Source organism: Marinobacter goseongensis (assembly GCF_023156235.1).
GTDB classification, from domain to species: Bacteria; Pseudomonadota; Gammaproteobacteria; order Pseudomonadales; family Oleiphilaceae; genus Marinobacter; species Marinobacter goseongensis.
Genome location: NZ_JAKZAI010000006.1, coordinates 40,249 through 53,752 on the forward strand (window position 1 = coordinate 40,249; position 13,504 = coordinate 53,752).

The 13,504-nt window shown below is 59.6% G+C and carries 13 protein-coding genes; all 13 read left to right on the plus strand.

All coding sequences use genetic code 11. From position 1 onward, the window contains the following. Positions 1-122: 122 nt before the first annotated feature. The 13 genes from rpoE to pdxJ all read left to right on the plus strand — a co-directional run bounded on the left by rpoE (position 123) and on the right by pdxJ (position 13,504). Complete coding sequence (rpoE, locus tag MLC70_RS06760) at positions 123-809, plus strand: RNA polymerase sigma factor RpoE (protein WP_282448356.1); 687 nt, start codon at positions 123-125, stop codon at positions 807-809. A 15-nt stretch (positions 810-824) separates the two neighbouring features. Further along, on the plus strand, positions 825-1,391 hold the full coding sequence (locus MLC70_RS06765) for a sigma-E factor negative regulatory protein (protein WP_248182458.1): 567 nt from the start codon (positions 825-827) through the stop codon (positions 1,389-1,391). 25 nt (positions 1,392-1,416) lie between these two features. Then, the gene (locus MLC70_RS06770) at positions 1,417-2,451 is read left to right on the plus strand and encodes a MucB/RseB C-terminal domain-containing protein (RefSeq protein ID WP_248182459.1); all 1,035 of its coding nucleotides are present in this window, start codon (positions 1,417-1,419) and stop codon (positions 2,449-2,451) included. Continuing rightward, positions 2,448-2,915 carry a SoxR reducing system RseC family protein gene (locus MLC70_RS06775; protein ID WP_248182460.1) on the plus strand — a complete coding sequence of 156 codons (468 nt, stop codon included), beginning with the start codon at positions 2,448-2,450 and terminating at the stop codon, positions 2,913-2,915. Before MLC70_RS06770 ends, MLC70_RS06775 begins: the two co-directional genes overlap by 4 nt. A 90-nt stretch (positions 2,916-3,005) precedes the next feature. After that, on the plus strand, positions 3,006-4,457 hold the full coding sequence (locus MLC70_RS06780; protein ID WP_282448363.1) for a DegQ family serine endoprotease: 1,452 nt from the start codon (positions 3,006-3,008) through the stop codon (positions 4,455-4,457). Between the two features lie 110 nt (positions 4,458-4,567). Further along, the gene (locus tag MLC70_RS06785; protein WP_248182461.1) at positions 4,568-7,294 is read left to right on the plus strand and encodes a bifunctional diguanylate cyclase/phosphodiesterase; all 2,727 of its coding nucleotides are present in this window, start codon (positions 4,568-4,570) and stop codon (positions 7,292-7,294) included. Positions 7,295-7,398: 104 nt separating this feature from the next. After that, positions 7,399-9,201: a translation elongation factor 4 gene (gene lepA / locus MLC70_RS06790; RefSeq protein ID WP_248182463.1), complete on the plus strand. Its 1,803-nt coding sequence runs from the start codon at positions 7,399-7,401 to the stop codon at positions 9,199-9,201. 11 nt (positions 9,202-9,212) lie between these two features. Continuing rightward, positions 9,213-10,001 (plus strand): signal peptidase I, encoded by a 789-nt coding sequence (gene lepB, locus MLC70_RS06795; RefSeq protein ID WP_248182465.1) that lies wholly within the window; start codon positions 9,213-9,215, stop codon positions 9,999-10,001. Between the two features lie 30 nt (positions 10,002-10,031). Continuing rightward, the gene (locus tag MLC70_RS06800) at positions 10,032-10,421 is read left to right on the plus strand and encodes a DUF4845 domain-containing protein (protein ID WP_248182467.1); all 390 of its coding nucleotides are present in this window, start codon (positions 10,032-10,034) and stop codon (positions 10,419-10,421) included. Next, positions 10,418-11,107 carry a ribonuclease III gene (gene rnc, locus MLC70_RS06805; RefSeq protein WP_248182469.1) on the plus strand — a complete coding sequence of 230 codons (690 nt, stop codon included), beginning with the start codon at positions 10,418-10,420 and terminating at the stop codon, positions 11,105-11,107. The genes MLC70_RS06800 and rnc overlap by 4 nt, the downstream gene beginning before the upstream one ends. Further along, entirely contained in the window at positions 11,107-12,024 is a 918-nt protein-coding gene (gene era, locus MLC70_RS06810) for a GTPase Era (protein WP_248182470.1), read from the plus strand. The genes rnc and era overlap by 1 nt, the downstream gene beginning before the upstream one ends. A gap of 8 nt (positions 12,025-12,032) precedes the next feature. Continuing rightward, positions 12,033-12,767 carry a DNA repair protein RecO gene (gene recO / locus MLC70_RS06815; RefSeq protein WP_248182471.1) on the plus strand — a complete coding sequence of 245 codons (735 nt, stop codon included), beginning with the start codon at positions 12,033-12,035 and terminating at the stop codon, positions 12,765-12,767. Then, positions 12,764-13,504, plus strand: a complete 741-nt coding sequence (gene pdxJ / locus MLC70_RS06820; RefSeq protein WP_248182472.1) for a pyridoxine 5'-phosphate synthase — start codon at positions 12,764-12,766, stop codon at positions 13,502-13,504. Before recO ends, pdxJ begins: the two co-directional genes overlap by 4 nt.

Genomic DNA, 13,504 nt, shown 5'->3' on the forward strand with positions numbered 1-13,504 from the left:
ATCGCGGGCCATAATGTGGACGTGTATTGAACTAAACTTTACGCTTGCTGTCTATTTGCCCTGACGAGGGCTTGCCCCTGCAGGGCTTATGCCCGTTCACTGAGCGGACGCCGGACAGCACCATGACGCAAACCAATTCCAGGCAGGCAGGCCAGTTGGCCATCCACAAAGAGCGCCCCGGCACCCCGTCCATGACTCCGGATACTGATCAGCAAAACGGCGATACGCCCGACAGTCAGACCGACCTCCAGCTCGTACGCAAAGTACGCCACGGCGATCGCTCTGCCTTTGACCTGCTCGTGGTCAAATATCAGTCACGGGTGGCATCGATCATCAGCCGGTATGTTTACGACAGCCAGGAAGTGCTGGACCTGACCCAGGAAACCTTCGTGAAAGCGTTCCGCGCCATCGACCGCTTCCGCGGTGACAGCGCCTTTTACACCTGGCTTTACCGGATCGCGGTCAACACGGCGAAGAATTTTCTGGAATCCCGGGGCCGCCGCCCCCAGGGTAGTGCCGATTCCGCCGAAGCAGAAAACTACGAGGATGGTTCACGCCTGCGGGATAACGCCTCACCGGAGAAGCTGCTGCAACGGGAGCAGTTGCAGCAGGCGCTGGGGCGGGCCATCTCGGGTTTGCCGGAGGAACTCCGCTCGGCTTTCCTGCTCAGAGAATATGATGGCCTGAGTTATGAGGACATTGCACGAATTCTGGAATGCCCGATAGGTACTGTGCGGTCGCGGATATTCCGAGCCCGGGACGCTGTTGACAAGCAGCTGGGCCCATTACTCAATAATTCCCTGACGTGAATGAGGTTGCATCCGATGGATGATCGTCTCAAAGAAACACTCTCTGCCATGATGGATGACGAAGCTGATGAGCTGTCGGTTCGGCGTTTGTTGTCCCATGATGAACAGAGCGATGTCCGCGCCCAGTGGCAACGCTGGCAACAGGTACGGGATCTCATGCACCTGGGGCATGTGCCCACCGATACGGTTGATGTCAGTGCCGGCGTCAGGCGAACTCTGGCCGGCCGGCGGGACGAGGTCGCGGAATCCAACACGCGCACTGATTCGGTTTCCCGGCGCTGGCGTTGGCCGGCGGTGGCGATGGTCAGTTTCGCTCTGATTGTCGGGTTTGGCGCGGGCGCTGGCTGGGAATCCTCCGTGCCGGACCGTGAGGCTGCCGGGTTTGCCAGTGCCGGAACAACGGTGTCTGACAGCGCGCCTGCCGACCCTGTGCAGGAAGTCGCGCTGCAGGGTCTTGACGAGGAGCAATGGGAGCATCTGAGCCGCTATCTGCTCGAGCATGCCCAGCACAACAGTGTCGGCGCCGGGCGTGGCTCGGTCGGATATGCGCGATTGGCGAGTGCCTCCGCAACGGCCTACTAGTGAGTATTCAGGAGTGCATTGATTGATGTTGAGCTGGCAGTCTGTTTTCCGGTGTTTCGGAGGTATCAGCTTCCGCCCTTTGGTTCTGGTGGTGGTGTGTTTTTCGGCCGTCGTGCAGGCCGAAGAACTCGCAGACGCTGAGCCCCGGACGGCCGAGCAGTGGCTGGAACGCCTGGGGCCGGCCCTGAACATGACGTCGTACCGCGGGGTGTTTGTTTACGCCCGCGGCGACCAGGTCAGTTCGCTTCAGATTGCGCACCGGTACCGTGATGGCATGGTGGAAGAACGCCTGGTGCTGCAGGACGGGGGCAGCGGTGAGATTGTGCGCAAAGGCATGCGGGTGGTGTGTGTGCTGCCCGATCAGGGCCGTGTTCAGCTGGATCAGGTGATTCCTTCCGGGCCTTTTGCGGACGCATTTTCCAGTCAGGTGACGCCGGTCATCCGCTGGTACACTCCCGAGCTGATTGGCGAAGACCGTGTGGCGGGCTATGACGTGGTGAAGATTGGCCTGAAAGCCCGCGACGAGCATCGTTATAGTCATCGCCTCTGGCTTGAGAAATCCAGTGGCCTGCTGGTCAAGAGTCATGTGCGGTCAGTTCATGACGATGTGCTGGAGCACTTCCAGTTCACCAGCCTGGAAATCACCAAAAATATTCTTGATTCTGAGCTGGAGGTGCAAACCCGAGGGCTCGAAATCGAGCGGGATCTGTCAAAAGAACCGGTGACTTCGCCGGCGCCCAGAATGGACGGTTGGGTGCTGCGCTGGCAACCCGAAGGTTTCATTGCAGCGGCGGCCCCCCGCTCCGGCAAGGGGCAGGCGGTGGCGTTTTCCGACGGTCTGGCGGCATTTTCGGTATTTGTGGAGCCCGCAGGACGTATTTCCATGCCCACCGGCGCCTCCAGGATCGGCGCGACCACCGTCTATATCAACCAGCTTCAGGCTGGTGATCAGCCGTTCATGGTGACGGTCGTGGGTGAGGTGCCTCCGACTACCGCAAAACGCGTGGCGGAATCGGTGGAGATTGATGATGCCCTGGCCTTTGAGACAGCAGAACGATGATTAGCGAATCGGGAAAAGTGGTTGGGGTTGATGGTGACCGGGTCTGGGTGCAAACCATTCGCAACAGCGCCTGCCAGAGTTGCTCGGCCCGACAGGGTTGTGGTCAGCGCGTTCTGGCCAGCGCGACCGGTGGCCGGGCTAACCAGATCCGGGTGTTGAATCGCCTCAATGCGCAGGTCGGTGATGATGTCACGCTCGCCATCGAGGAGACCGCGTTGCTGAGGGCGTCGCTTCTGGTCTACGCCATGCCCTTGTTGTTGATGGTGGCCGGCGCCATGATCGGGCATCAGCTGTCTGGCGGTGAGGATCTCATCGCCATGGTGGGTGCGGGGGTGGGCCTTGGCGCCGGTTTTGTACTGGCGCGGCGTGCCCAGCGCAGGTCAGCGGATCAGTATGAGCCCCGCATGACCCGGATTGTGTCCGCCACCGTGCTGGAGGCGCCGGCCAATCCTACTGTTTTTTAAGTTGAAAATCGTTGGTGTGACCACAGAATGACGGTAACGTTCTGATAAGCAGGGGGTCGTTAGATGTTAACAAGAAGTAAAGAGCGTGCAATGCCGATGTGGAGCGGTGCCAGTGCTGTCACCGCCCTGGCACTCGTGTTAAGCCTGGTCATGTCGCTGCTGTGGTCTCAGTCGGCACAGGCCCGCAGCCTTCCCGATTTTACCGAACTGGTGGAGGACAATTCCGGCGCCGTGGTCAACATCAGTACCACGAGTGCGCCGACGCGGGGCTCGGGTGGCGCTTATCCGGGACTGCCTTTTGATGAACGCCAGTTCGAGCAGTTGCCGGAGTTTTTCCAGGATTTTTTCCGGGGTCCCCAGTCACCTTTTGGTAACAGCCCGGGGCGCTCCGAACCTCGCCGCTCCATGGGGTCGGGGTTCATTGTGTCCAGCGACGGCTATGTCCTCACCAACAACCACGTGATTGAAGGCGCAGATGAAATTGTCGTGCGCCTCAGCGACCGCCGGGAACTGCCGGCCAGACTGGTAGGCACCGACCCCCGATCCGACATGGCGGTGTTGAAAATCGAGGACGGCGACGACCTTCCGGTTGTGAAGGTGGGGCGCTCGCAAAACCTGAAAGTGGGTGAGTGGGTCTTGGCGATCGGTTCGCCTTTCGGGTTTGACTACACCGTGACCGCCGGCATTGTCAGTGCGCTCGGCCGCTCATTGCCGACCGAGAACTACGTGCCATTCATCCAGACCGACGTTGCCATCAATCCGGGCAACTCCGGTGGCCCGCTGTTCAATCTCGACGGCGAAGTGATCGGTATCAACTCCCAGATTTATACCCGCTCCGGCGGTTTCATGGGCGTTTCCTTTGCCATTCCCATCGATGACGCGATGAACGTGTTCCGCCAGATTCGTGACCAGGGATCGGTGGCGCGCGGCTGGTTGGGCGTGCTGATTCAGGAAGTGAACCGTGACCTGGCCGAGTCGTTTGGCCTCAAGCGGCCGCGGGGCGCGTTGATCGCTGAAGTGATGTCCGGATCGCCGGCGGAGGCCGCCGGGCTGCAGTCGGGGGATATCGTGTTGGCGTATGATGAGGACCCTGTTGAACTGTCATCGGATTTGCCGCCCATGGTCGGTCGCACGCCGGTGGGAGAGACCGCTGAGCTGACGGTATTGCGGGAAGGTCGGGAAATGACCCTGGATGTGGAAATCGGCAAGTTGCCGGAGCCGGGTGAGCAGCTCGCCAGCGCGCCGTCTGGGTCAACCAACGGGCCGGCTTCTGCACCTTTGGGGCTGCGGGTTGAACCCCTGCCGGCAGAGCTCGCGGGTTCCACCGATCTCAAGGCCGGTGTGCTGGTGTCCGAGGTGGGCCCGGGCCCCGCGCGCGAGGCTGGTATTCGTCCACAGGATGTCATCACCGAGATTCACCGCAAGCCGGTGGATTCCGTGGCCGCCTTCGGCCGGGTGATCGACGAACTGCCGGCGGACCGCGCCGTCTCCGTTCGCATCGTGCGCCAGGGACGCGCCATCTATCTGGTCATGAAACCCTGACCCGTCTCGGGTCTGGTCCCGGAATCCTGTCCGGTCAGGACAGGGTCCGGGCCTTTTGATATACTCCTTCGACCAAAAAAGAATGTTGGCCAAGGATCGGACCCGCCCGAATGATGAACAAAAAGGAATTTCCCCTCCGGACGCTTTTGCAATTCCGACACGCCTGGGTTGCCTGGCTGTTACTGGCCGGTTGTATCGCCGTCACCCTTCTGCTCTGGCAGGTGTCCATCCGGTTGGTGGACGACCGCACTGAAGCCCGCTTCCGCACCCAGTCCCTGCAGCTGAAAACCGCCATCGAAGAACGCCTGCTGAATTACGAACAGGTACTGGCCGGCAGTGCCGGTCTGTTTGCGGTTGCTGGCAGTGTGTCCCGGGAGCAGTGGCGGGAATACATCGATAAAGTGGACATCGACCGTTACTACCCCGGCATTCAGGGTATCGGTTACGTCGAGCGTATTGGTGTTCGGCGGATGGCAGATCATATTTCGTCTGTGCGGGCCGAGGGCGTTCGGAATTATCTGGTCACCCCTCTGGGATCTGGCCCGGATTACTACCCCATGGTCTATCTGGAGCCCGGCACCGAGCGCAATCGTCGCGCGCTCGGATACGATGCGTTCAGCGATCCCGTGCACCGGCGTGCCATGGAGGAGGCCCGTGATGATGCGACGCCGACCGTCACAGGCAAGGTTATTCTGGTGCAGGAGGAAGTGGCCGAGGATCAGGCCAGCTTCCTGATGTATTACCCGGTTTATCAGGGTAGGGCGGTGCCCGACATTCGTGCCGAACGCCGAATGATGCTGGCCGGTTATGTTTTCAGTGCGTTCCGCATGAACAACCTGATCGACGGTATCGTTGGGTTGATTTCGCCGTTTCTGGATGTACGTATCTACGACGGTGAACGGGTGAGCCGTGATGGCCTGATGTATGGCTCGAATCTCGGCTCACTGGACAACGATTTCAGTTTCGAGATGAGTCAGACCATTCGTCACGGTGGCCGCAACTGGCTGCTGCAGACTCGCTCAACGCCCGCTTTTGATTTCCTTGCCTCTGATCCGCGGCCACCCATTGTGCTGGGCAGTGGTATTGTGATCAGCCTGCTGATGTTCCTGTTCGTACTCACGTTGATTCGCTCCCGCATCATGGCGCAGGTCAGTGCCGGGCGTTACCGGGCCATCACCGAGGGAGCGGCCAACGTCACTCTGGTATTGAGCCGTAAGGGCAAACCGCTGTACGCCAGCCCCTCCAGCCTGGACATACTGGGCTTTGACCCGAACAAGCTGCAGTCACTGGATTTCAAAACCATTGTGCATGGGGATGACTGGTCGTTGTTGATGGCGGGTTTTGATGACGCCGTTGATGCGCCGGGCAAGCAGATGCCGGTAATCCGTGCCCGCATCCGCGATGCTGAGGGGCACTGGCGTGACATGGAAGGCACCTACACGGCAATGCTGAGCGTCCCGGGGGTCAACGGTGTGGTGTTGAGTCTACGGGACCTGACCCAGCTGAAAGCGGCCCAGTCCGAGCTGCACCGCTTGGCGTTCTATGATCCGCTGACAGGCCTGGCCAACCGGCAGCTGTTCCGGGACCGGCTCAGCCATGTGGTGCGCCGAAGCCGCCGCAGCGGCGAGCCAGCGGCACTCATGTTCCTCGATCTGGACGGCTTCAAGCGCATCAACGATACCCTCGGCCACGATGCCGGTGATGAACTGCTGCAGCAGGTGGCGCAGTGGCTGTCAGGTTGTGTGCGCGAGGAAGACTCCGTTGCCCGTCTCGGCGGCGATGAATTTGTGGTGCTGCTGTCGCGGATCAGTGGCCCGGACGCCGCAGGCAAGGTGGCGGAGACCATTCTGCGCCGCCTATGCCAGCGCATTCGCCTGAACGATCATGAGGTGGGCATTACCGTCAGTATCGGTATCACCATGGTGCCCCACGACAGTGAGGATTCCGGCACGCTGATGAAGTATGCGGATCTCGCCATGTACCGGGCCAAGGAGATGGGGCGCAATACCTACCAGTTCTTCACGCCGGCGATGAACATCCAGGCCGCCCGGCGGCTGTTGCAGCAGGAAGAGCTGGCCACCGCGCTGGATGGCGACCGCTTTGTTCTGCATTACCAGCCGAAGGTGGATCTGAAGACCGAGCGGGTGATCGGCGTTGAGGCCTTCCTGCGCTGGCACCATCCAGAGAAAGGGTTGGTTTCCGCCCAGCAGTTCATTGGCCTCGCCGAAGAAACAGGTCTGATCATACGGCTTGGCGAACTGGCACTGCGACAGGCCTGTATTCAGGTGCAGGCCCTGGAGCGCGCAGGTTTCGAGTCCCTCAAGATGGCCGTCAATCTGTCGGTTTGCCAGTTAACAGACTCCGGCTTCCTCGACATGATCCGCCAGGTGATCACCGAAACCGGCGTCGCGCCGGAGCGGCTGGAGCTGGAAATGCCCGCCGAACTGCTCAATGAGGACCCGAGAATGCTGCGGGAGCTGCTGGTGTCGCTCCACGATCTCGGGGTGTGTCTGATCCTGGATGATTTCGGCACCGGATCGTGCTCGCTGGTGTCGCTGCAGCAGCTGCCACTGGACGTGATCAAGATCGACCATCGCTTCATTCGGGACATTCCCTACAACGTCAGTGCCACCGACGTCGCTTCGGCGGTTATAGCATTGGCCCGCAAGCTGCACCTGACGGTGGTGGCAGAGGGCGTGGAGACGCCTCAGCAGCTCAGCTTTCTCAAGACCGCAGGCTGTGCCCAGTGTCAGGGCAACCTGTTCAGTTACCCATTGGACGAAGATGCCCTCATCGGCTTCCTGATCCGACAATATGAGCGACCGCTGATCTCCTGATCATGGCAATGGCGGCTCTTAACCGGTAAAATCACGCCGTTCCCGGATCGCGGTAGCGGCCCCTCCGGGCTCAATCCTTCGTCTTATATGAGTAATCATCGTCTGTGACTGAACTGAGCCGAATCCGTAACTTTTCCATCATTGCCCACATCGACCATGGCAAATCCACCCTTGCTGACCGTTTTATTCAGGTCTGTGGTGGCCTGACCGATCGTGAAATGGCCGAGCAGGTCCTGGATTCCATGGATCTGGAGCGTGAGCGGGGGATCACCATCAAGGCTCAGAGTGTGACGCTGAACTACACCGCGAAGGATGGCGAACAGTACAAGCTCAACTTCATCGATACGCCGGGCCACGTGGATTTTTCCTACGAGGTGTCGCGCTCGCTCTATGCCTGTGAGGGCGCATTGCTGGTGGTGGACGCGGGGCAGGGCGTTGAAGCCCAGTCTGTGGCCAACTGCTACACCGCGCTGGAGCAGGGGCTGGAGGTTGTGCCGGTTCTCAACAAGATGGACCTGCCCCAGGCCGAGCCGGAGCGGGTAGCGGCAGAAATTGAAGACATTATCGGTATCGAGGCGTCCGATGCCGTGCGTTGCAGCGCTAAGAGTGGCATGGGCGTGGACGACGTGCTGGAAGATCTGATCAAGCGGATACCGCCGCCCAAAGGCGATCGCAGCGCGCCTCTGCAAGCGTTGATTATTGACTCCTGGTTCGACAACTATCTGGGCGTGGTCTCCCTGGTGCGGGTTACCGAGGGCACTCTGAAAAAGGGTGACAAGATCGTGATCAAGTCTACCGGCAAGGCCTGGAACGCCGATAAAGTGGGTATTTTCAATCCCAAACCGACCGACACCCAGATTCTCGAAGCGGGCGATGTGGGCTTTGTGGTTGCCGGCATCAAGGACATTCATGGTGCGCCGGTGGGCGACACCATCGTGCACCAGAAGTTTTCCGATACCACGCCGATGCTGCCGGGCTTCAAGAAGGTCAAGCCGCAGGTCTATGCCGGCCTGTTCCCGGTCAGTGCCGATGACTACGACGATTTCCGCGACGCGCTGGAAAAGCTGACCCTGAACGACGCCTCGCTGTTCTTCGAACCGGAGAACTCTGATGCGCTGGGCTTCGGCTTCCGTTGTGGTTTCCTGGGCATGCTGCACATGGAGATCATCCAGGAGCGTCTCGAGCGCGAGTACGACATCGATCTGATCACCACCGCGCCCACGGTAATCTATGAAGTGGTTACCCGACAGGGTGAGACCGTGTCGGTAGACAACCCATCGCGGCTTCCGGATATTGGCTCTATTGAAGAAATGCGTGAGCCCATTGTCGAGGCCAGCATCCTGGTGCCACAGGAGCATCTGGGTAACGTCATTGCTCTGTGTGAGGAAAAGCGTGGCGTGCAGAAGAACATGCACTTTATGTCGACCCAGGTGCAGCTCACCTACGAGCTGCCGATGGCAGAAGTGGTGATGGACTTTTTTGACCGGATCAAATCCGCCAGTCGCGGTTTTGCGTCGCTGGACTACCACTTTACGCGGTTCCAGACCGCCAATCTGGTGCGCCTCGACGTGCTGATCAACGGTGAGCGCATTGATGCCCTGGCGCTGATCGTCCACAAAGATGTGGCGCACTACAAAGGGCGCCAGCTGGTCGAGAAAATGAAAGAGCTGATTCCGCGGCAGATGTTTGATATCGCGATTCAGGCAGCCATCGGTAACCAGGTGGTGTCCCGGGTGACGGTCAAGGCGTTGCGGAAGAACGTGACTGCCAAGTGCTATGGCGGTGACGTCAGCCGTAAGAAAAAACTGCTGCAGAAGCAGAAAGAAGGTAAAAAACGCATGAAGCAGCTGGGTAATGTCGAGGTGCCTCAGGAAGCGTTCCTTGCCGTACTGAAAGTGGACAAATAAAAGGCACCTGAATGGATATTGATTTCCCTCTTGTTCTGGTTGTATTGACGTTCGCGACGGGGCTTATCTGGCTGGCAGACACGCTGTTTCTGCGTCAACGCCGGGCGGCCGGTGCGCAGGCCGGGCAAGAACAGGCCGCAGAGGCGGCGGAGCCGCCTAAAGAGCCCTATCTGGTAGACCTGAGCCGCTCCTTTTTTCCGGTGCTGGCGATCGTTCTCGTGCTGCGGTCCTTTCTGGTGGAACCGTTCCAGATTCCTTCCGGGTCCATGTTGCCCACCCTCGAAGTCGGCGATTTCATTCTGGTGAACAAGTACGCCTACGGCCTGCGGCTGCCGGTGGCCGGCACCAAGATCCTTGACGTGGACGATCCCGGTCGCGGTGATGTGGTGGTGTTCCGCTACCCCGAAGACGGCCGTACCAATTACATCAAGCGGGTGGTGGGCTTGCCCGGCGATCATGTGCGCTATCGCGGTAAGGAATTGCTCATCAACGGTGAAAAGGTGGACTCCCGTTTTGTAGCGCGTTTGCCGCCCATGGAACTTCGCCGCGAAACGCTGGGCGAGAACGTGCATGACATCTTCCTCACCTTGGGGCGCCCGGCAGGCTCCGGTGAGGGTGAGTGGACCGTGCCTGAGGGACACTATTTCGTTATGGGGGATAACCGGGACAACAGTAACGACAGCCGTTATTGGGGTACGGTGCCGGACGAAATGATCGTAGGGAAGGCCTTTGCCATCTGGATGCACTGGAAATCACTCACCAGTCTGCCATCCTTTGATCGTGTGGGTGCAATTGATTAAGCGGGTTTCCATTCAAGGAGCGCAGTCGGAATGAAGAACAACAACCTGTCTTGTATGGGGCGTCAAGGTGGTGCTTCGGCACTGACAATGCTGGTCATGGTGCTGTTTTTTGGCAGCCTGCTGACACTGGTGATCAAGTTGGGCCCGGTCTACCTGGATGACATTACCATTCAGGAGGCTCTTGAAGGCCTTGACGGTACCGAGGGGCTCTCCCGGATGGGCCCGGCAGAGGTTCGTGGCCTGATCAACAAACGCCTGAGCGTAAACAACGTGCGCGGCTTTGATGCCAAGGATATTACGGTCGAAAAGGATGGCGAGCTGGTGTTGATCAAGGTGGATTACGAAGTGCGCAACAACCTGTTCCGCAATGTGGACACCGTTATTCACTTCAAGCACGAATACGAGATGCAGGGCCAGTGAGTTCGCAACCGGATCTGGAACAGTTACAGCGTCGAATCGGTTATCAGTTCGAAGCGCCCGAGCGTTTGCTGCTGGCGCTGACTCACCGCAGTTTTGGCAACCAGAACAACGAGCGGTTGGAGTTCCTGGGGGATTCCATCGTCAATATGGTCATCGCGGAATACCTTTACCTGCATTTCGAGAAAGCCCGTGAGGGTCAGTTGAGCCGCCTGCGCGCTCGCATGGTCAAGGGCGTGACCCTGGCGGAAATCGGCCGCGAATTCGAGCTTGGCAAATATCTGCGCCTGGGGTCCGGCGAACTCAAAAGCGGTGGCTTCCGTCGCGAGTCGATCCTTGCGGACGCGGTGGAATCCATCATTGGCGCCATCTATCTGGACAGCGATTTCGAAACCTGCCGGCAGCAGGTGCTGCGCTGGTTTGAGCAGCGCCTTGAAAATCTCGATCTTCAGGACACCCAGAAAGATCCGAAAACACGCCTTCAGGAATACCTGCAGTCCCGTCAGTTTCCATTGCCCCGATACGATGTGATCTCGGTGGATGGCGAGGCTCATGCCCAGACGTTTCATGTTTCCTGCGCTTTGCCGTCTCTGGATCGCAAGACCTCCGGAATTGGCAGCAGTCGCCGTATTGCCGAGCAGCAGGCCGCCCGTAATGCCCTGAAGGAATTGGGCGTGGAGAACGATTGATGAATGATATTACCCGTCCGGAAAATCCGGACAGTCGCTGCGGTTTTGTGGCCATTGTCGGCCGGCCTAACGTCGGCAAGTCGACCCTGCTGAACCACATTCTCGGCCAGAAACTGAGCATTACCTCGCGAAAGCCACAAACCACCCGGCATCAGGTGCTGGGGATCAAGACCCTGGGGCCGGTGCAGGCCATCTATGTCGATACTCCAGGCATGCACGAGGAAGAGCCGCGCGCGCTGAATCGCTATATGAACAAGGCAGCCACCTCGGCGTTGATCGATGTGGATGTGGTGGTGTTCGTGGTGGATCAGCTGACGTGGACTACCGCCGATGAGCTGGTGCTTGAGAAGCTGTCGTCTCTGAAGTGTCCGGTGATTCTTGCGGTGAACAAGGTGGACAAGATCGAAAAGCGGGAGTCCCTGCTGCCGCATCTGGACATGTTGTCGAAGAAGCGGGAGTTTGCCGAAATTATTCCGCTGTCGGCGCTGAAGGAGACCAATCTCGAGCCCCTGGAAAAATCCGTCTACAGTTATCTGCCGCAGAGTGTGCATTTTTACCCGGATGACCAGATCACCGATCGCAGCGAGCGGTTCATGGCGTCGGAAATGGTGCGGGAGAAGATTACCCGTCAGCTCGGTGCGGAGCTGCCGTACTCGGTGGCAGTGGAAATTGAAGAGTTCCGCCGCGACGGAAAAACCCTGCACATTTCGGCGCTGATTCTGGTGGAACGGGAAGGCCAGAAAAAGATCATGATCGGGGACAAGGGCGACCGTTTGCGCAGCATTGGTCAGGATGCCCGGGCTGACATGGAGCGGTTGTTCGACAGCAAGGTCATGTTGCGCCTCTGGGTGAAGGTTAAGCGCGGCTGGGCCGACAGTGACCGGGCTCTGAAAAGCCTGGGCATGAACGACTTCTGAGCCCGCCAATGGCGACGGCTGTGCAACAGGAACCGGCGTATGTCCTTCATCGCCGGCCCTGGAGGGAAACCAGCCTTCAGGTCGACGTGTTCAGCCTGAATGCCGGCCGGATGTCCCTGATTGCTCGCGGTGCCAACAGCGCCCGCAGTCCGCTCAAAGCCCAGTTGCAACCGTTCCAGCCCCTGCTGCTGGACTGGACCGGGCGCGGCGATCTGAAAACCCTGACCCAGACCGAAGTGCGCAGCGGCCCGGTGCTGCGGGGCACCACGCCGCTGTACAGCGGCTTGTACATCAACGAACTGCTGCAACGGATTCTGCCCGCTGCCGACCCCCATCCCACCCTGTTTGCTGCCTACATCGACGTGCTCGCGGAACTGGCCGGCAACGACGATGTAGAGCCGGTTCTGCGCCGTTTCGAACGCTCCTTTGTCGAAGCCCTGGGCTACAGTTTTGCGTGGGATCTGGCCCGTGACACCGGTGCAGGGGTCGAGCCCGGCCAGCGCTATTGTTATGATCCGGAGCAGGGCATCGTGCAGGTGCCGAGCCAGCAAGTGCGTCTTCGCAACCTGCCGGGTGATGCATTACTGGCCCTGGCAGAGGGCGACTTCGTATCACTGGAGTGCCGGCGCACCGCCAAGCGGGTCATGCGGGTGCTGGTGGACTACCTGCTGCAGGGCAAACCCCTGCACAGCAGAACCCTATTCAGCCACGGTCGGAAAGAACCGACGGAGAGAAACCAATGAATCCCAGAGTCTTACTCGGTGTGAACATCGACCACGTGGCCACCCTGCGGCAGGCCAGGGGGACCCGTTATCCGGATCCGGTACAGGCCGCGCTGCTGGCCGAAGAGGCCGGTGCCGACGGTATCACCATACACCCCAGGGAAGACCGGCGGCACATCCAGGATCGGGATGTACTGATGCTCAAGGAAGTGTTGCAGACCAAGATGAACCTGGAAATGGCGGTGACCGATGCCATGCTTGCCTTTGCCGAGCAGGTTCGCCCCGAATGCGTCTGTCTGGTACCGGAAAAGCGCGAGGAGCTGACCACCGAGGGTGGGCTGGATGTGGAGGGTCAGGAAGCTCGGGTTGCCAAAGCCTGCGAGCGGCTGGCCCGAATCGGTGCGGAAGTGTCGCTGTTTATCGACCCGGACGCTGCCCAGATAGACGCCGCCATTCGTTGCGGTGCGCCGGTGATCGAGCTACACACCGGCGAATATGCCGAAGCAGAAACGCCGCAAGCGGCGGACGCCGCGTTCCGGGTGCTGGCGGATGCGGTCGCCTACGCCCGTAAAAAAGGCCTGATTGTAAACGCCGGCCATGGCCTGCATTACCACAACACCGAGCGTGTCGCGGCCATTTCCGGCATCAACGAGCTGAATATCGGCCATGCGATCATCGCCCGCGCGGTGTTTACCGGCCTGAAAGACGCCGTGCGTGAAATGAAAGCGATTCTCGAAAGCGCCCGCGGACTTACCTGA

Bases quoted from the DNA above. Each gene is read 5' to 3' on its own strand.
- MLC70_RS06780 (WP_282448363.1), top strand. From the start codon at position 3,006: ATGCCGATGTGGAGCGGTGCCAGTGCTGTCACCGCCCTGGCACTCGTG.
- MLC70_RS06785 (WP_248182461.1), top strand. From the start codon at position 4,568: ATGATGAACAAAAAGGAATTTCCCCTCCGGACGCTTTTGCAATTCCGA.
- MLC70_RS06800 (WP_248182467.1), top strand. From the start codon at position 10,032: ATGAAGAACAACAACCTGTCTTGTATGGGGCGTCAAGGTGGTGCTTCG.
- MLC70_RS06770 (WP_248182459.1), top strand. From the start codon at position 1,417: ATGTTGAGCTGGCAGTCTGTTTTCCGGTGTTTCGGAGGTATCAGCTTC.
- era (WP_248182470.1), top strand. From the start codon at position 11,107: ATGAATGATATTACCCGTCCGGAAAATCCGGACAGTCGCTGCGGTTTT.
- pdxJ (WP_248182472.1), top strand. From the start codon at position 12,764: ATGAATCCCAGAGTCTTACTCGGTGTGAACATCGACCACGTGGCCACC.
- MLC70_RS06765 (WP_248182458.1), top strand. From the start codon at position 825: ATGGATGATCGTCTCAAAGAAACACTCTCTGCCATGATGGATGACGAA.
- recO (WP_248182471.1), top strand. From the start codon at position 12,033: ATGGCGACGGCTGTGCAACAGGAACCGGCGTATGTCCTTCATCGCCGG.
- MLC70_RS06775 (WP_248182460.1), top strand. From the start codon at position 2,448: ATGATTAGCGAATCGGGAAAAGTGGTTGGGGTTGATGGTGACCGGGTC.
- rpoE (WP_282448356.1), top strand. From the start codon at position 123: ATGACGCAAACCAATTCCAGGCAGGCAGGCCAGTTGGCCATCCACAAA.
- lepB (WP_248182465.1), top strand. From the start codon at position 9,213: ATGGATATTGATTTCCCTCTTGTTCTGGTTGTATTGACGTTCGCGACG.